The organism is Streptomyces sp. SID14436, assembly GCF_010548465.1.
Classification (GTDB): Bacteria; Actinomycetota; Actinomycetes; order Streptomycetales; family Streptomycetaceae; genus Streptomyces.
This window is the reverse complement of the sequence record NZ_JAAGMD010000584.1, coordinates 1-16,928: the sequence shown is the minus strand read 5'-3', so window position 1 is coordinate 16,928 and position 16,928 is coordinate 1. Positions and strand designations below refer to the sequence as shown.

Sequence of the window (16,928 nt, the reverse complement as noted above, 5' to 3'; positions counted from 1 at the left end):
CGCCCGTACAACCCTCCCTCCGCCCGGCGGGTCATACGTGCTGTCAGGACTTCTGGGAGGGGACCCGGGGGGGATCGAGAGGTTCTGACGGGGGAGGGAAGCGAAGGGGCCCGGTCGACGGACCGGGCCCCTTCGAAGTACGTGCACGCGCCCCGCCGGGCGGGCGTGCGCGGAGAGGAACCCCGGCTAGAAGAACACCCCGCACCGCAGCAGAACGTTCGCGTACGGCCGGGCCTCGCCCGTGCGGACGACGAGACGGGCGCCCGCCGTCAGTTCCTTGAGCCGCTCGTGGGGGACCAGGTGAAGCCCGGGGAAGTGGCCGGTCAGCAGGCCGGCGGCGGGCGGGTTGGCGTCGTGGATCTCGGCGGCGGCCGTCGCGCTCTCCACGACCAGCTCCGCCAGCAGCCCGTCCAGGACCTCCGCGAACGACGGCACCCCGGCCCGGAAGGCGAGGTCGACGACGCGCGGCCCGTCGGGGATGGGCATGCCGACGTCGCACACCAGCACGCCGTCGCCGTGGCCGAGTTCGGCCAGGGCACCGGAGAGATGGCGGTTGAGGATCCCGTGCTTCTTCACAGGGCCGCGACCTCCGCCGCGGTCGGGAAGGACACCTGCGCGCCCTGCTTCGTCACCGTCGCCGCGCCCACCCGGGCCGCGTACGCCGCCGCCTCGGCGAGGGACTCGCCCGCGCCGAGGCGCCAGGCGAGCGCGGCGGTGAACGCGTCGCCCGCGCCGGTGGTGTCGACGGCACGCACCGCGACCGACGGCACCCGGACGGTGCCCTCCGCGGAGGCGACCAGCGCGCCCTCGCCGCCCAGCGTGACCACCACCGACCGCGGGCCCTTCGCCAGCAGCAGCCGGGCCCAGTCCTCCGGCTCGTCGCTGAGGCCGCCCGCGTCGCCCAGGATGACCTTCGCCTCGTGCTCGTTGACGATCAGCGGATCACAGGCGGCCAGCACCTCGGTGGGCAGGGGCTGCGGGGGCGACGGGTTGAGGACGAACCGGCTGCCGGGCGCGAGGCAGCGCACCACCTCCACCACCGTCTCCAGCGGGATCTCCAACTGGGCGGACACCACCCGGGAGGCGTGGAAGAGGCTGCCGGCGGCCCGTACGTCCTGCGGCGCGAGCCGCCCGTTGGCGCCCGGCGAGACGACGATGCTGTTGTCGCCGGACGGGTCCACGGTGATCAGCGCGACCCCGGTCGGGGCGCCGCCGACCAGCACGCCCACCGTGTCGACGCCGGCCGACCGCTGCGAGTCCAGCAGCAGCCGCCCGTGCGCGTCGTCGCCGACCCGGGCCAGCAGGGCCGTGCGGGCCCCGAGCCGGGCGGCCGCGACCGCCTGGTTGGCTCCCTTGCCGCCCGGATGGACGGCGAGGTCGGAGCCGAGCACCGTCTCCCCGGCGGCCGGGCGGCGTTCGACACCGATCACCAGGTCGGCGTTGGCCGACCCCACGACCAGGAGGTCGTAGTCGTTCATGACGTGCTCCCCACGTGCGTGTGCGGGGCGGGCGGCCGTCGTGGCCGCCCGCCCCAGGGTCCTGTCGGCGGTGGTCAGCCGCCGAAGCCGGCCACGTTGTCCTTCGTGACCACCTTCACCGGCACCTTGACCGTCCCGCTCACCTTCTTGCCGTCGACCGCGCGCAGCGCATTGTCCACCGCGATCCTGCCCAGTTCCTTCGGCTGCTGCGCGACGGACGCGTACAGAGTGCCCGCCTCGACCGCCTTGAGCCCGTCGGGCGTGCCGTCGAAGCCGACGACCTGGACGGACGTGCCGGCCTTCGCGCCGAGTGCCTTGATCGCGCCGAGCGCCATCTCGTCGTTCTCGGCGAACACTCCGTCGATGCCGGGGTGCGCCTGGAGCAGGTTGGTCATCACGTCGAGGCCCTTGGTGCGGTCGAAGTCCGCGGGCTGCTTGGCGACGACCTTGATGCCCGGGTAGTCCTTCAGGCCCTCGGCGAAGCCCGCGCCCCGCTCGCGGCTGGCGGACGTGCCGGCCTGGCCCTGGAGGATCACGATGGTGCCCTCGCCGCCCAGCTTCTCGGCGAGCGCCTTGGCGCCCTGGCGGCCGCCGGCCACGTTGTCGGAGGCGACCAGCGCGTCCGTCTCGGCCTTGTTGACGCCCCGGTCCACGGCGATCACCGGGATGTCGGCCTGGTTGGCGGAGCGCACGGCCGGACCGGCCGCGTCGGAGTCCACCGGGTTGACGATGATCGCGCCGAGGCTGCCGCTGGTGAAGTTCTGCAGCTGGTTGGCCTGCTGGGAGGCGTCGTTCTGGGCGTCGGTGACGGTCAGGTCCACGCCCCGCTTCTTCGCCTCCTCCTTCGCACCGGCCTGGATCTGCACGAAGAACGGGTTGTTGAGCGTCGACAGGGACAGCCCGACCTTCTCGGTCTTCGCGGTGGAGGAGCCGTTGTGCAGGAAGGACATGGCGCCGACGATCGCCGCCGCCACCACCGCGGCGAGGACGTAGGTCGCGGCCTGCTTCTTCCGGTTGCCGCCGCCGGACGTCCCGGCGGCCACCGGGGTGGCGCCCGCCTTGCGCCGCAGCGTGTCCAGGAGCACGGCCAGCGCGATCACGACACCGATCACGACCTGCTGCCAGAACGCCGACACGGACAGCAGGTTGAGGCCGTTGCGCAGCACCGCCAGGATCAGCGCGCCGATCAGCGTGCCGGACGCCTTGCCGGTGCCGCCGGCCAGCGAGGCGCCGCCGATGACGACCGCGGCGATCGCGTCCAGTTCGTAGCCCTGCGCGGCCTGCGGCTGCGCGGAGGCCAGGCGGGAGGCGAGCACGATGCCCGCGGCGGCGGCGAACAGGCCGGACAGCGCGTAGATGGCCAGCTTCTGCTTCTTCACCCGCAGCCCGGACAGGCGGGCCGCCTCCTCGTTGCCGCCGATCGCGTACATGGAGCGGCCGATGTAGGTGCGGCCGAGGATGAACGCCGTGATCAGGCCCATGCCGATCATCACGAGCACCGGCACCGGCAGCCAGCCGCCGAGGGTGTCGCCGAGGTGGGACACGGAGTCGGGGAAGGCGATCGGGGAGCCCTGGGAGATCACCAGGGACAGGCCGCGGGCCACCGACAGCATGGCCAGCGTGGCGATGAACGACGGGAGTTTCCCGTACGACACGAGGATGCCGTTGACCAGGCCGCAGGCGATGCCGGTGGCGATGGCCAGCAGCACCGCCAGGACCACGGGGACGCCCGCGGAGGTGGCGCTCCAGGCGAGCACGGTGGCCGACAGGGCGGCGACCGAGCCGACCGACAGGTCGATGCCCGCGGAGACGATGACGAAGGTGACACCGAAGGCGAGGATCGCGACGACCGCCGCCTGGACGCCGATGTTGAGCAGGTTGTCGGCGGTCAGGAAGTCACCGGACAGCGCCGACATGGCGATGACCAGGACGATGAGCGCGGTGAGCGCGCCGTTGTCGAGGAGCAGGCGGCGCAGGCCGCCCGGGGCGCCACCCTGCGCGCCCGGCTTGCTCTTGAGCGTGTCAGTGGCCACCGGTGGCCTCCGTTCCGTTGCTGTGGGGGCTGTCGTCCGGGCCGGCGGTGCCGGCGGTGTCCGCGGTGCCGAAGGCGGTGCCTGCGGTGCCGGGCGAGGTGCTGACGGCGAGGGCCATCACGGCGTCCTGGGTGGCGTCCTCGGCGGCCAGTTCGCCGGCGACCCGGCCCTGCGCCATGACGACGACCCGGTCGCTCATGCCGAGCACCTCGGGCAGATCACTGGAGATCATGAGCACCGCGGCGCCCGCGGCCGTCAGTTCGTTGATCAGCTGGTAGATCTCGACCTTCGCGCCGACGTCGATGCCGCGCGTCGGCTCGTCGAGGATCAGCACCTTGGTGTTCGCCAGCAGCCACTTGCCGATGACGACCTTCTGCTGGTTGCCGCCGGACAGCGTCCGCACGTGCTGCCCGAGGCCCGCCATGCGCACCCCGAGCTGCCGCGCGATGCGGTCCGCCGCCTCGTGCTGTCCCCTGAGGTCGACGAGGCCCGCGCGGGAGGCGGACCGCAGGGTGACCAGGCCGAGGTTCTCCTCGACGGACGCGTCGAGCACCAGGCCCTGCCCCTTGCGGTCCTCCGGCACCAGCCCGACCCCGGCCGCCATCGCGGCGTTCACGTCGTGCCCGCGCAGTGGCGCGCCGCCGACGTGCACGGTCCCGGCGTCGTACGGGTCCGCGCCGAACACCGCCCGGGCCACCTCGGTGCGCCCGGCGCCGACGAGCCCCGCGATGCCGACGACCTCACCGGCCCGCACCTCGAAGCTCACGTCGTGGAACACACCGTCCCGGGTGAGTCCCTCGACCTTCAGCAGGGCGTCGCCGGCGTCCGCGGGCTCGCGCGGGTACTGCTGGTCGATGGACCGCCCCACCATGAGCTGCACCAGCTCGTCCTCGGGGGTCGACGCGGGCACCTGCCCGACGCTGCGGCCGTCCCGGATGACGGTGACGCGGTCGCCGAGGGCGGCGATCTCCTCCAGGTGGTGGGTGATGAAGACGATGCCGACGCCGTCCTCGCGCAGCCGCCGCACGATCGCGAACAGCCTGTCGACCTCCTCCGAGGTCAGCACGGCGGTCGGCTCGTCCATGATCAGCACCCGGGCGTCCAGGCTGAGCGCCTTGGCGATCTCGACCATCTGGAGCCGGGCGATGCCGAGTTCACGCACCCGCGCGCGGGGCGGCACGTCGACGCCGACCCGCTTCAGCAGCACCTCGGCGTCGGCCTCCATCGTCTTCCGGTCGATCATCCCGAAGCGGCGCGGCTGCCTGCCGAGGAAGATGTTCTCGGCCACCGTCAGGTCGGGCACCAGGTTGAACTCCTGGTAGATGGTGGCGATCCCGAGCCGCTCGGAGTCCTGCGCACCGTGGATGCGCACCTCCTCGCCGTCGACCACGATCCGCCCGGCGTCGGGCGTGTAGGCACCGGAGAGCATCTTGATCAGCGTGCTCTTGCCGGCGCCGTTCTCGCCGAGGAGCACATGCACCTCGCCCCGGCGCAGGTCGAAGTCGACGTTGTCGAGCGCGACCACGCCGGGGAAGGTCTTGCGGATGCCCTCGATGCGCAGCAACTCGTCCGGACTGCGGCTGCTCACGGCGTACTCCTTCGTACGGGGGAGGGGGACGGGGAAGGGGACTGGGCGGACTGGGGGGACTGGGCCGGAGACGGCGACGGCGACGGTGAGAAGGACGGGGACCGCGGATCCGTCGCGGGTGCCGGCTCGCCGCACGAGCGGCGCACGACCAGCCGGGCGGGGAGGGTGACGGACTCGCCGGGCCGCCCCTCGATCCGGTCGACCAGCGCCCGCACGGCCGCGCGGCCCAGCTCGCGGGTCGGCTGGGCGATGGCGGTGACCGGCGGATCGGTGTGCACGAACCAGGGGATGTCGTCGAACGCGGCCAGCGCGATGTCGTCGGGCACGCGCAGTCCGCGCTCCCGGATCGCGTCCAGCGCGCCGAGCGCCATCAGGTTGTCGGCGGCGAACAGCACGTCGGGCGGTTCGGCCAGCGCGAGGAAGCCCTCGGTGACCCGCCGACCGCTCTCGGCCTGGAAGTCGCCCTGGCCGATGTGGGCGTCGGGGAGGTCCAGCCCGTAGGCGCCGAGTGCCTCCCGGAAGGCGGCCACGCGCTCCCGGCCGGTGGTGGTGGCCGCGGGCCCGGCGATGATCGCGAGCCGGCGGTGACCGAGCCCGTACAGGTGGGCGACGAGGTCCCGGACGGCGTCGCGCCCGTCCGACCGGACGACGGGCACGTCGACGCCCGGGATCCACCGGTCGACGAACACCATGGGGGTGCCCGTGCGGGCGGCGTCCAGCATGCGGGGCGACCCGCCGTCGGTGGGGGAGACGAGCAGCCCGTCGATCCGCCGGTCCAGCAGCGTCGTGACGTGGTGGTCCTGGAGGTCCGGCCGCTCGTCGGCGTTGCCGATGATCACGCTGTAGCCGAGGGCGCGGGCCTCCTCCTCGACGGAGCGGGCCAGCTCGGTGAAGTACGGGTTCATCACGTCGCTGATGACCAGCCCGAGGGTGCGGGTCTGGTGGGTGCGCAGCGACCGGGCGACGGCGTTCGGACGGTAGCCGAGCCGCTCGACGGCGGCCGTGACCCGCCGGCGTGCCTCCTCGCTGACCGAGGGGTGCCCGTTCAGCACCCGCGACACCGTGGCCACGGACAGCCCCGCCTCGGCAGCGACGTCCTTGATGCTCGCCATCGCCGTTCCACCTCCTCGTGGAATCGATTACACGAGGGATTGGAATCGATTACACGGCGGCGGGCAAGGGGGTGGGGGTGGCCGAAACTGAATCGTGACCGACGGGGCGGGGCCCGGGTTGCCCCGGACTCGCCTCCACGCGCAGGCTGCGGGCAGTGCCCTACTCGGCCGTCCGCCGGACCGCGCCCGCCGCGGCGAGCACGCGGGCCGTCTCCGGGTGGGGACCGGTGTCCGCCCACTCCAGCGGAGTGCGTCCGGTGCCGTGGTCCTCGCGCAGGTTCGGGTCGGCACCGTGCGCCAGCAGCTCGCGCACCGCCTCGGTGTGCCCCCAGCACGCGGCCGCGCACAGCGGTGTGCCCTCGGACCCGGCGCCGCGGCTCTCGGTGTCGGGGCGGGCCCCGGCCGCCAGGAGCAGGCGGACCGTCGCGGCGTCCCCGTGCACGGCGGCCACGTAGAGCGGGGTGGTGCCGTCGCGGTCCCTGCCCTCCGGGTCGGCACCGGCCCGCAGAGCGGCCCGCGCTCCGTGCACGTCCCCCACGAGGGCCGCCACGAAGAGACGCCGGAACTGCTTCTTCTGCTGCCGCTGCTTCATGGGCGCCGAGCCTACGGACCGCCGGGCCGGTGCCGCGAGCCACTTCCGCCGCCGCTCCCGGCCGGACCCCTGGGCTCCTGGCCTGTGCACTCGCCCGCCCCGGTCCCCGTCCGCTCAGTCCCAGAACTCCCCGTCCTTCGGCAGGGCGGCGAAGTCGTCGGGGTCGTGGGACAGGAAGACCGGCACCCCGGCCCGTTGCAGCGCGCGGAGTCGCCCGTAGGTGAGCAGCTTCTGCTGGACGTTCCAGTCGCTGAGCATCGGCACGTCCTTCGCCAGCCCCTCCCGCAGATGGGCGGCGTCGCCCAGGAACCCGACCGGGCCGTGGTGGTCCAGGTCGAGGACGATGCCCTGATGGCCGGGCGTGTGACCGGTGGTCCGCAGCACGGTCACGCTGCCGTCCAGGAACAGGTCGGTGTCACCGGTGAGTTCGAGGAACTCGTAGTCCCGGCACGCCCGGTAGTCGTCGAACGCGTAGCCCCGGGCGGTCCAGCGGTCCGGCCACCAGGCGTGGCGCAACTCGTCGTGCTGGACGACGTGCACGGCGCCGGGGAAGTAGCTCATGCCGCCGGCGTGGTCGAGGTGCAGGTGGGAGTAGATGACGTACCGGACGTCCTCGGGGCGGTGCCCGAGCCGCCGCAGCTGCGCGTCGACGGCGTGCTCCCGGGTGAACCCCTGCGCGCCGTACGCCTCCCGCAGCCCCGGACCCCAGTACGCCTCGGCGGCCTCCGGGTCGGCCACGTGGTGGTTGATCCCGGTGTCGAAGAGGATCAGCCCGTGCCGTGCGTGCTCGATGACGGCCACGGGGCTCCTCCCGGAGGGGTGGCAGGGGTGATCGTGCCGCACTCTGCCGGACCCCGGGCCGGACGGGGGCGCGCCACGCCACCGGCTCCCTCCGTGAGCGGATCCCGGCACTCACGCAGCAGCCAGCTCACACCACACGTACTTGCCGCGGCTGCCGTCCCTGGCCAGCGGCTGCCACCCCCATACGTCGGCACAGGCCCGCACCAGCGCCAGCCCTCGCCCGTCCTCCCGCCCGGCCGCCTGCGCGAACGGCTGGGGAGGCTCCGGCGGCCGGGGGTCCGCGTCCCAGGCTCCGATGCGCAACGTGCCCGGCGGCGACCAGTGCACGCGCAGTGCGGCCGGGCCCTTGGTGTGGCGTACGGCGTTGGACACTAGCTCCGTGGCCAGCAGTTCGGCGACATCGACCAGGCCGATGAGCCCGTGCATCGTCAGGATCAGGCGCAGGGTGCGGCGGCTGACGGTGACGGCGCGGACGTCGTTGGGGAGGTGGAGGGAGTACTCCCAGGGTGCGTTTTCGGGCATGCGGAACTCCGTCGTGTGCTGGAGGAGGGGGGAGAGGGGGCCGGTGTCATTGCCGCAGCCGCCAAGGCAGGACGGAGCGGTGCGCTTCCGGTGTCCGGTGTCGCACGGTGTGCGTCGCGTCACTGACGGTAGGGCTAACATGTCATACGGAGCAAGTCGATCGCCTAATCTGACTCCGAACGAGTCGCACCGGCAGGCCCGTTGAACCGAGGGAGCCGTCCATGGTCTTGAGGCGCGCATGCACTGCACGGCAGAAGCGCCTGGCGGTCGAACTGCGCAGGTTGCGCGACGCGGCAGGGCTTTCCGCCATCGAGGCGGCGGAGTTGCTCGGGGTGAACCGAGTTCAGATCAGTCACATCGAGTCAGGGCTGGCGGGCGTGAGCGAGGAGCGTCTGCGCCGTCTGGCTGCCCATTACTCGAGCACGGATGAGGAGTTCATCGAGGCCCTCGTTGCTCTGGCGACTGATCGAGAACGCGGTTGGTGGGAAGAGTACCGAGGCCTGCTGCCTACGCCCTTCTTGGATCTGGCCGAGTTGGAGCATCACTCCACCTACCGGCGCGATGTGGAGTTCCTGTTCATCCCCGGCCTGCTTCAGACGGAGGATTACGCCCGGGCGGCATTCTCCTCCAGGGTCCCTGAGCTGCCCCACGAAGAGCTGGAGCTGCGAGTTCGCCACCGGATGCAACGCAAGGTGATCCTCGGCACCCCGGTCCGCGTACCGTATGAGGCTGTCATCCATGAAGCGGCATTGCGTATCAGAGTGGGGACCCGGGCCACGGCACGAGCGCAGCTCACCCGCCTTCTTGAACTGTCCGAAGCCGATCACGTCGAGGTACGCGTCATTCCCTTCGACCTGGATGGTTTCGGTGGCACCTGGAGCCCCATGATGCTGGCGGGCGGGAGGGTGCCCAAGTTGGACACGGCGGTTCGCGATGCACCGCATGGCACCGGTTTCATCGATTCCGAGGCCCAACTCGGCGTTTTCCGAACGGTCTTCCGTAGAGTGAAGGATGTGTCACTCGACCCCAGCCGGTCGCGTGACTTCATCCAGAGACTGGCCAAGGAACTGTGAGGCTCCGTGTCCACCCCTGACAACTGGCGCAGGTCGTCCTACTCCGGCGGCGGCGACGGCAACAACTGCGTCGAGATCGCAAACGCACCCACCCGCATATCCGTCCGCGACTCCAAGGCCCCCACCCGGGCCACCCTCACGCTTACCGTCTCCGCCTTCGCGGTGTTCGTCGAGGAGCTGAAGAGGCCGACGCGCGGATCGTGACGCACACCGCTCCCGCCCCTGACCACTGACGTGAGCCGTCCTCCCGGCCGGTGCGTCTTGCCCCTCCACCGGTGCGCGGAAAGAATCGCGGCATGTCCAGTGACCGTCTCATGCGCATTCACAGTGCCGAGTTCCAGGCCATGGCCGAGAGGGTCCTGCGGGTCACCGAGCTGACCTCCCGCCTGAACGTGCTGCCCTTCGAGGACGAGGCGGGCAAGGCGGAACTGTTCGAGCGGATCCTCGGCAAGCCGCTGCCGCCGGGGGTCACCATCTACCCGCCCTTCTACACGGACCACGGCCTGAACCTCGACCTCGCCGAGCGTGTCTTCATCAACCAGAACTGCACGTTCCTGGACTACGCCGGTATCCGGCTCGGCGAGCGCGTGATGATCGGCCCGAAGGTCACGTTCATCACCAGCGGCCACCCGGTCGATCCCGAGGAGCGGCGGCTGTACCTCACCGGCGCACCCATCGACGTGGCGGAGAACGTGTGGATCGGCGCCGGTGCCACGATCCTGCCCGGCGTCAGCATCGGCCGGGACGCCGTGATCGCCGCCGGTGCGGTCGTCGCCGACGACGTTCCGCCGGCAAGCCTGGTGACCGGGGGCAAGGCGACCGTGCACCGGACGTGGTGACGTCTCAGCAGCCTGACGAAGGAGCCGTAGGACCCGGTGGGGAACTGAACTGAAGGAGCCGGCGCGGACGCGTTAAAGCCCCGGGGCGATGCTGCACAGCCCTGTCGCGAGGGCCAGCCGGGTCCGGTGGCCGCTTCGGGCCGCGTACACGCGCGTGTGCCGGGCAGCGCAGGGCTGCCCGGCACACGCGGTCGTCTCCAGGAGTGCCGAGGCTGCCGATGACGTGGGCGTCCGGCGGCCTCAGCACCCCGGGTCAGCGGCGGCCGCGGTTGTCGCGGCGGTCGTCACGGTCACGGCGGTCGTCCCGGCGGTCGTCCCGGCGGTCGTCCCGGCGGTCGTCACGGCGGTCGTCACGGCGGTCGTCACGGTCGAAGCGGCCGCGCCCCCACGACTCGGTGTCGACGACGCGGCCGCGGTCGTTGCGCAGGGTGGCCGTGTCGGAGCGGTTGTCCCAGATGTGGTTGCGGCGGTCCTGGAACACCCGGGTCCTGGTGTCGCGGCCGATGCCGGTGTGAACGTGGATGGAGCTGCGGCCGGCGAGGCGGACGTTGTTGAAGCGGTAGCGCTGGCCCGCCTCGTTGCGCAGCGTCCATCCCCTCAGGTTGACCGCGTGGCGGGTGGTGTTGGTGATCCGCACCCACTCACCGTTCACGGAGCGGTTGTCACGGGTGTCGGGACCCGGGGCGTTGTACTGCACGTCGGTGATCTGCACGGCCGGCCGGTGCGGCCGGTGCTCGGCCGCCGAGGCCGGCGCCGTCAGGACTGCCGTCAGGGCACCGACGCTCAGCGCGGCGGCGGTGAGGCGGCGAGCGTTGACTGACGTGGACTTGGACATAGGATCCCCCTGCTCGGTGCGGGCGCAGCCGCCCGGTCCGGCGTGCCGGCGATGGGGGCTGTGCCTGGTGCGAAGGGCGGCCGGTCGGCTGCCCACGCACACCCTGCCCACCCGAGTCCGGTCGGTGGAGGAGGCGTGAAGGGTCGTTACGATCTGGCCACATCGCTGTGAATGTCGCCTGTAATAACCATTTACCGCGCAAATGCATCAGGTTGACGACTAATGGGACATCGGGGCCCTGTGGGCACCGGCCCCGAACCCGATCGCGCCACGCCACGCCACCCCGGCCCTCGCGGCGACGTCACCCGAAAGTGGGTAACAGCGCCCCGCCCCCGGTCATTCACCGACGGCCCGCACCCCGCGGCGCGGCAGGGCCCCGAGCGCCTCCCGTGAGCTCGGGGCCCTGCCCCCTGTCACACCCCACCGGTACCGTCGGATCATGTCCAACCAGTCCGCGGCGCCCTCCGGGGGGCCTCGCCTCGCCGTTCTCGAAGGCGTCCTGGAGCGCATCACCTACGCCAACGAGGAGAACGGCTACACCGTCGCCCGCGTCGACACCGGCCGGGGTGCCGGGGATCTGCTCACCGTCGTCGGGGCGCTGCTCGGTGCCCAGGTGGGGGAGTCCCTGCGGATGGAGGGCCGTTGGGGGTCGCACCCGCAGTACGGCAAGCAGTTCCACGTGGAGAACTACACGACGCTGCTCCCGGCCACCGTGCAGGGCATCCGGCGCTATCTCGGTTCGGGGCTGGTCAAGGGCATCGGGCCGGTGTTCGCCGACCGGATCACGCAGCACTTCGGGCTGGACACCCTGAGGATCATCGAGGAGGAGCCGAAGCGGCTCGTCGAGGTGCCGGGGCTCGGACCGAAGCGGACCAGGAAGATCGCCGACGCCTGGGAGGAGCAGAAGGCGATCAAGGAGGTCATGCTCTTCCTCCAGACGGTCGAGGTGTCGACGTCGATCGCCGTGCGCATCTACAAGAAGTACGGCGACGCCTCCATCTCCGTGGTGAAGAACCAGCCGTACCGCCTGGCCGCCGACGTCTGGGGCATCGGCTTCCTCACCGCCGACAAGATCGCCCAGTCCGTCGGCATCCCGCACGACAGCCCGGAGCGGGTGAAGGCGGGCCTGCAGTACGCCCTGTCCCAGTCCGCCGACCAGGGCCACTGCTACCTCCCGGAGGAGAGGCTCATCGCCGACGCGGTGAAGCTGCTCCAGGTGGACACGGGCCTGGTCATCGAGTGCCTGGCCGAGCTGGCCGCCGGGCCGGAGGACGGCGAGGACCCCGGGGTGGTGCGGGAGAAGGTGCCCGGGCCGGACGGCGGCGAGCCGGTGACCGCGGTCTACCTGGTGCCCTTCCACCGCGCCGAACTCTCCCTCTCCGCCCAGCTGCTGCGCCTGCTCCGCACCGACGAGGACCGCATGCCGGGCTTCCGCGACGTGGACTGGGACAAGGCGCTCGGCTGGCTGAAGGGCCGCACCGGCACCGATCTCGCCCCCGAGCAGGAGGCCGCCGTCAGGCTGGCGCTGACGCGGAAGGTCGCCGTGCTGACGGGCGGCCCGGGCTGCGGCAAGTCCTTCACGGTCCGGTCGATCGTGGAGCTGGCCCGCGCCAAGAAGGCCAAGGTGGTGCTCGCCGCGCCCACCGGCCGGGCCGCCAAGCGTCTGTCGGAGCTGACCGGCGCCGAGGCGTCCACCGTGCACCGCCTGCTGGAGCTGAAGCCGGGCGGCGACGCGGCCTACGACCGGGACCGCCCGCTGGACGCCGACCTGGTGGTCGTCGACGAGGCGTCCATGCTGGACCTGCTGCTGGCGAACAAGCTGGTCAAGGCGGTGCCGCCGGGTGCGCACCTCCTCCTCGTCGGGGACGTCGACCAGCTGCCCAGCGTCGGCGCGGGGGAGGTGCTGCGGGATCTGCTCGCGGAGGGCGGCCCCGTCCCGGCCGTCCGGCTGACCCGGGTCTTCCGCCAGGCGCAGCAGTCCGGCGTGGTCACCAACGCGCACCGGATCAACGCCGGGCAGCACCCCCTCACCGACGGCCTGAAGGACTTCTTCCTCTTCGTCGAGGACGACACCGAGGAGGCCGGCCGCCTCACCGTGGACGTCGCCGCCCGCCGCATCCCGGCGCGCTTCGGCCTCGACCCGCGCCGGGACGTCCAGGTCCTGGCCCCGATGCACCGCGGCCCGGCTGGCGCGGGCACGCTGAACGGCCTGCTCCAGCAGGTCGTCACCCCCGGCCGGCCCGACGTCCCGGAGAAGCGGTTCGGCGGCCGGGTCTTCCGGGTCGGCGACAAGGTGACCCAGATCCGCAACAATTACGACAAGGGAAGCAACGGTGTGTTCAACGGCACCGTGGGCGTGGTCACCTCGCTCGACCCGGTCGAGCAGCGCCTGACGGTGCTGACCGACGAGGACGAGGAGGTGCCGTACGACTTCGACGAGCTGGACGAGCTGGCCCACGCCTACGCGGTGACCATCCACCGCTCCCAGGGCAGCGAGTACCCGGCGGTCGTCATCCCGGTGACCACCGGGGCGTGGATGATGCTCCAGCGCAATCTGCTGTACACAGCGGTCACCCGCGCCAAGCGGCTCGTGGTCCTCGTCGGCTCACGCAAGGCGATCGGACAGGCGGTGCGCACGGTCTCGGCCGGCCGGCGCTGCACGGCGCTCGACTTCCGCCTCTCGGGCTCCCGCGGCCCGGCCGTCCTCTGAGGCCGCGGGCCGCGGGCACCTCGACGGCCCGCCGCCGAGGTGCCCGCCGCCGGGGTGCCACCGGCGTCCCTCCCGGACGTCGGCAAAGCCGACGAAACGGGCTCGGCGAGAGGCCGCGAGAGGCTCTCCGCGAAAAATGATCGATCAAATGAGTCGTGAAGGTCACAGAGCACTTCCGGAAGGGGTACTCAGGAGGCAGGATGGGCAAGTTGGCGGCACTGAGTGCCGTCAATAGGCCCGATGGTCGACCCCGAGTGCACTCTCCTGGGCCAAGTGGGGGATGGTAGAGACAGTCAGGGCACCTCGAAGATGAGGCACAACGTCGGTGAGGGAAGACGTGAGCGACAACTCTGTAGTACTGCGGTACGACGGCAGCGAGTACACCTACCCGGTGATCGACAGCACTGTCGGTGACAAGGGCTTCGACATCGGAAAGCTCCGCGCCCAGACCGGACTGGTGACGCTGGACAGCGGCTACGGCAACACCGCCGCGTACAAATCCGGGATCACCTATCTGGACGGCGAGGCCGGCATCCTCCGGTACCGCGGCTACCCCATCGAGCAGCTGGCGGAGCGCTCCACCTTCCTGGAGGTCGCCTACCTGCTGATCAATGGCGAGCTGCCGACCGTCGACGAGCTCCACACGTTCCAGCACAACATCACGCAGCACACCCTGCTGCACGAGGACGTCAAGAACTTCTACAAGGGCTTCCCGCGCGACGCCCACCCGATGGCCATGCTGTCGTCGGTCGTCTCGGCGCTGTCCACGTTCTACCAGGACAGCCACAACCCCTTCGACGAGCAGCAGCGCAACCTCTCCACCATCCGCCTGCTCGCCAAGCTGCCGACGATCGCCGCCTGCGCCTACAAGAAGTCGGTCGGCCACCCGTTCGTCTTCCCGCGCAACGACCTGAACTACGTCGAGAACTTCCTGCGCATGACCTTCTCGGTCCCCGCCCAGGACTACGAGCTCGACCCGGTCGTGGTGTCCGCCCTCGACAAGCTGCTCATCCTGCACGCGGACCACGAGCAGAACTGCTCCACCTCCACCGTGCGCCTGGTGGGCTCCTCGCAGGCGAACATGTTCGCCTCGATCTCCGCGGGCATCTCCGCCCTCTGGGGCCCGCTGCACGGCGGTGCCAACCAGTCGGTGCTGGAGATGCTGGAGGGCATCCGCGACGCGGGCGGCGACGTCGACTCCTTCATCCGCAAGGTGAAGAACAAGGAGGACGGCGTCCGCCTGATGGGCTTCGGCCACCGGGTCTACAAGAACTTCGACCCCCGCGCCAAGATCATCAAGGCTGCCGCGCACGACGTCCTGTCCGCTCTCGGCAAGTCCGACGAGCTGCTGGACATCGCGCTGAAGCTGGAGGAGCACGCGCTCTCCGACGACTACTTCGTCTCGCGCAGCCTCTACCCGAACGTGGACTTCTACACCGGCCTGATCTACCGGGCCATGGGCTTCCCGAGCGAGATGTTCACGGTGCTCTTCGCCCTCGGCCGCCTGCCGGGCTGGATCGCCCAGTGGCACGAGATGATCAAGGAGCCGGGTTCCCGCATCGGCCGTCCGCGCCAGATCTACACCGGCGTGGTGGAGCGGGACTTCGTGCCGGTCGAGGAGCGCTGACCCGCGCCTCCCCGCCGCACCGCAGACGCCGGGCCCCGTACACGTCGACCGTGTACGGGGCCCGGACCATGTGGGCTGTGCGGCTAGGGCTGTGCGGCGCCCCCGGAATCGTGCGGCACGGCTAGGACCTGTGCGCCGCCACGTGCTGCCTCCGGCACTGTGCGGGCATGGGAGAAGGCGCCCTGGCGCCAGTCCCCCCACGGGCCGACGAACCAGGGCGCCTTCCCATGTCCCGGTGCGGATTCCCCCCACGGGATCCGGCCGGGCGTCTGTGAGGACAGCGCCTGAATCGCTGTGCGAGTGCGGCGAGCGAACCCGCCGCACTCATGCGGTGTGCGGTCTGCCGGGACAACGCACGGTCGGGAGGGCCGCTCAAAGCTCCCCGTGTACGTGCCCCGGCAACGCTCTCCGAGCTCTCCACTAGGTGCGAGCAGGGAGGTATCCCTACTTCTGGGAACGTCCCCCAAGACATCCCCAGATGTCAGGAGGCGCCCCCCAAGACGCTGCCTGACATCGCCAACTTAGACCTTCGAACCCCTTCGATGGTTACGTTCACATCACTGTGATCTGCGTCTCTTGCATATGTCCGTTAGGTGCGCAGGAGACCGGTTGGTGCTGGCGCGGCTCGAGCGTAAGGATGATGCGCGAGCCTTGTGAAGAGCTTATGTGAAAGGTCCTACCGGACTCCAGGGGTACTGCCGAGTATCCGCACTTGAGATCTCAATGGAATCTGGATCAGGCGGAACCGGCCAGCTCGAAGCCCGCCTCGTCGACGGCCGCGCGCACCGCTTCCTCGTCGAGCGGGGCGGCGGAGGTGACGGTGACCTCGCCGGTGGCGGCGCTCGCCTGCACCGAGCCGACGCCGGCGATCTTCGAGATCTCGCCGGAGACGGCGCCCTCGCAGTGTCCGCAGCTCATGCCGCTCACCTTGTAGACGGCGGTGACGGAACCCTGGGTGTCGGCCTGGGTGCTCATGTCGTTACTCCTCGGGGCGTACGGGGTCGGCGGGGCCCACGGGAGGACCCCGTCACTCCACCTTATACCCCCCGGGGGTACTAATCCACGACCAGGGGGTCGAGGTAGCGGTGCAGGACGTTCTTCAGTTCCCGGACATACGCCTCGCGCTCGGCGCCCTCGTGGGCCAGGACGAGTTCCAGGCCGGCCTTGTACAGGCCCACGCACATCTGGGCGGTGCGGCTCACCTCGGGGGCGGGCGTGTCCGGCAGCAGCGGCGTGAGCATCGACTCCACGCGGGTGACCAGGGTGGCGTGCAGCGCGTCGTGCTCCTCGGCGATACGGCCGGGGATGTCCGGGCCGTGCATGAGGGCGAAGAAGACGGGGTGGCGGCAGTTGAAGTCGATGAACCGGTCCACGGCCGCGCCGACCACCTGCTCCAGCGGGGTGGCCGGGTCGACGGGGGCCAGCACCTCGCCGTAGGTCTCCCGCATCTCGTGCATCAGGCGGCTGCCCAGCTCGATCGCGATCGCTTCCTTGTTCGGGAAGAACTGGTAGAGCGTCCCCGGTGAGACCCCGGCCTCGCGGGCGATGGCGTTGGTGCTGGCGGCGGTGTAGCCGGTGGTGGTGAAGACGGACGCGGCGGCCTCGAGCAACTGGGCGATCCGCCGCTCGCCGCGCGCCTGACGGCGGCGGGGCCGCTCCTGGGGCGCCGCCTGCCCGCCCTCGGCCGTCACCGCCCCGGCCGACGCCGCCTCGGCCCC

At 71.2% G+C, this 16,928-nt stretch carries 16 protein-coding genes; 5 read left to right on the top strand and 11 right to left on the bottom strand.

Annotated features, from left to right (window positions below; translation table 11 throughout):
• Nucleotides 1-186: 186 nt before the first annotated feature.
• The 8 genes from rbsD to G3I53_RS20675 form a co-directional block, all read right to left on the bottom strand.
• Entirely contained in the window at nucleotides 187-576 is a 390-nt protein-coding gene (gene rbsD / locus G3I53_RS20710; protein WP_164334741.1) for a D-ribose pyranase, read from the bottom strand.
• Nucleotides 573-1,478 carry a ribokinase gene (locus G3I53_RS20705; protein ID WP_164334739.1) on the bottom strand — a complete coding sequence of 302 codons (906 nt, stop codon included), beginning with the start codon at nucleotides 1,476-1,478 and terminating at the stop codon, nucleotides 573-575. The genes rbsD and G3I53_RS20705 overlap by 4 nt, the downstream gene beginning before the upstream one ends.
• A gap of 74 nt (nucleotides 1,479-1,552) precedes the next feature.
• Entirely contained in the window at nucleotides 1,553-3,511 is a 1,959-nt protein-coding gene (locus tag G3I53_RS20700; protein WP_164334736.1) for a substrate-binding domain-containing protein, read from the bottom strand.
• Entirely contained in the window at nucleotides 3,501-5,099 is a 1,599-nt protein-coding gene (locus G3I53_RS20695; protein ID WP_164438636.1) for a sugar ABC transporter ATP-binding protein, read from the bottom strand. Before G3I53_RS20695 ends, G3I53_RS20700 begins: the two co-directional genes overlap by 11 nt.
• A complete protein-coding gene (locus G3I53_RS20690; RefSeq protein ID WP_164333424.1) occupies nucleotides 5,096-6,211 on the bottom strand; it encodes a LacI family DNA-binding transcriptional regulator in 1,116 nt (371 codons plus the stop codon). The genes G3I53_RS20695 and G3I53_RS20690 overlap by 4 nt, the downstream gene beginning before the upstream one ends.
• 160 nt (nucleotides 6,212-6,371) lie before the next feature.
• Entirely contained in the window at nucleotides 6,372-6,803 is a 432-nt protein-coding gene (locus G3I53_RS20685) for an ankyrin repeat domain-containing protein (protein WP_164438635.1), read from the bottom strand.
• A 114-nt stretch (nucleotides 6,804-6,917) separates the two neighbouring features.
• Entirely contained in the window at nucleotides 6,918-7,604 is a 687-nt protein-coding gene (locus G3I53_RS20680) for an N-acyl homoserine lactonase family protein (protein WP_164336369.1), read from the bottom strand.
• A gap of 111 nt (nucleotides 7,605-7,715) precedes the next feature.
• Nucleotides 7,716-8,126, bottom strand: a complete 411-nt coding sequence (locus G3I53_RS20675) for an ATP-binding protein (RefSeq protein WP_164336371.1) — start codon at nucleotides 8,124-8,126, stop codon at nucleotides 7,716-7,718.
• Between the two features lie 221 nt (nucleotides 8,127-8,347).
• Between G3I53_RS20675 and G3I53_RS20670 the strand changes: the two genes are divergently transcribed.
• The 3 genes from G3I53_RS20670 (at nucleotide 8,348) to G3I53_RS20660 (ending at nucleotide 10,038) form a co-directional block, all read left to right on the top strand.
• The gene (locus G3I53_RS20670) at nucleotides 8,348-9,199 is read left to right on the top strand and encodes a helix-turn-helix transcriptional regulator (protein WP_164336373.1); all 852 of its coding nucleotides are present in this window, start codon (nucleotides 8,348-8,350) and stop codon (nucleotides 9,197-9,199) included.
• Between the two features lie 6 nt (nucleotides 9,200-9,205).
• Nucleotides 9,206-9,403 (top strand): DUF397 domain-containing protein, encoded by a 198-nt coding sequence (locus tag G3I53_RS20665; RefSeq protein WP_164336375.1) that lies wholly within the window; start codon nucleotides 9,206-9,208, stop codon nucleotides 9,401-9,403.
• 92 nt (nucleotides 9,404-9,495) lie between these two features.
• Nucleotides 9,496-10,038 carry a DapH/DapD/GlmU-related protein gene (locus G3I53_RS20660; protein WP_164336377.1) on the top strand — a complete coding sequence of 181 codons (543 nt, stop codon included), beginning with the start codon at nucleotides 9,496-9,498 and terminating at the stop codon, nucleotides 10,036-10,038.
• 253 nt (nucleotides 10,039-10,291) lie between these two features.
• Here G3I53_RS20660 and G3I53_RS20655 read toward each other — a convergent pair whose 3' ends face one another.
• Nucleotides 10,292-10,873, bottom strand: coding sequence for a lamin tail domain-containing protein (locus G3I53_RS20655; protein WP_164336379.1), 582 nt, complete (start codon nucleotides 10,871-10,873; stop codon nucleotides 10,292-10,294).
• Nucleotides 10,874-11,312: 439 nt separating this feature from the next.
• On the opposite strand from G3I53_RS20655, the gene G3I53_RS20650 reads away from it, so the two are divergent.
• Entirely contained in the window at nucleotides 11,313-13,583 is a 2,271-nt protein-coding gene (locus tag G3I53_RS20650; RefSeq protein ID WP_164336381.1) for an ATP-dependent RecD-like DNA helicase, read from the top strand.
• Nucleotides 13,584-13,920: 337 nt separating this feature from the next.
• On the top strand, nucleotides 13,921-15,210 hold the full coding sequence (locus G3I53_RS20645; RefSeq protein WP_164336383.1) for a citrate synthase: 1,290 nt from the start codon (nucleotides 13,921-13,923) through the stop codon (nucleotides 15,208-15,210).
• 735 nt (nucleotides 15,211-15,945) lie between these two features.
• Here the strand turns inward: G3I53_RS20645 and G3I53_RS20640 are convergent.
• Both G3I53_RS20640 and G3I53_RS20635 read right to left on the bottom strand, forming a co-directional pair.
• Nucleotides 15,946-16,185: a heavy-metal-associated domain-containing protein gene (locus G3I53_RS20640; protein ID WP_164336385.1), complete on the bottom strand. Its 240-nt coding sequence runs from the start codon at nucleotides 16,183-16,185 to the stop codon at nucleotides 15,946-15,948.
• 80 nt (nucleotides 16,186-16,265) lie between these two features.
• Nucleotides 16,266-16,901 (bottom strand): TetR family transcriptional regulator, encoded by a 636-nt coding sequence (locus G3I53_RS20635; RefSeq protein WP_164336387.1) that lies wholly within the window; start codon nucleotides 16,899-16,901, stop codon nucleotides 16,266-16,268.
• Nucleotides 16,902-16,928: the final 27 nt, after the last annotated feature.

Bases quoted from the DNA above. Each gene is read 5' to 3' on its own strand.
- G3I53_RS20705 (WP_164334739.1), bottom strand. From the start codon at position 1,478: ATGAACGACTACGACCTCCTGGTCGTGGGGTCGGCCAACGCCGACCTG.
- G3I53_RS20690 (WP_164333424.1), bottom strand. From the start codon at position 6,211: ATGGCGAGCATCAAGGACGTCGCTGCCGAGGCGGGGCTGTCCGTGGCC.
- G3I53_RS20685 (WP_164438635.1), bottom strand. From the start codon at position 6,803: ATGAAGCAGCGGCAGCAGAAGAAGCAGTTCCGGCGTCTCTTCGTGGCG.
- G3I53_RS20675 (WP_164336371.1), bottom strand. From the start codon at position 8,126: ATGCCCGAAAACGCACCCTGGGAGTACTCCCTCCACCTCCCCAACGAC.
- G3I53_RS20670 (WP_164336373.1), top strand. From the start codon at position 8,348: ATGGTCTTGAGGCGCGCATGCACTGCACGGCAGAAGCGCCTGGCGGTC.
- G3I53_RS20660 (WP_164336377.1), top strand. From the start codon at position 9,496: ATGTCCAGTGACCGTCTCATGCGCATTCACAGTGCCGAGTTCCAGGCC.
- G3I53_RS20655 (WP_164336379.1), bottom strand. From the start codon at position 10,873: ATGTCCAAGTCCACGTCAGTCAACGCTCGCCGCCTCACCGCCGCCGCG.
- G3I53_RS20650 (WP_164336381.1), top strand. From the start codon at position 11,313: ATGTCCAACCAGTCCGCGGCGCCCTCCGGGGGGCCTCGCCTCGCCGTT.
- G3I53_RS20640 (WP_164336385.1), bottom strand. From the start codon at position 16,185: ATGAGCACCCAGGCCGACACCCAGGGTTCCGTCACCGCCGTCTACAAG.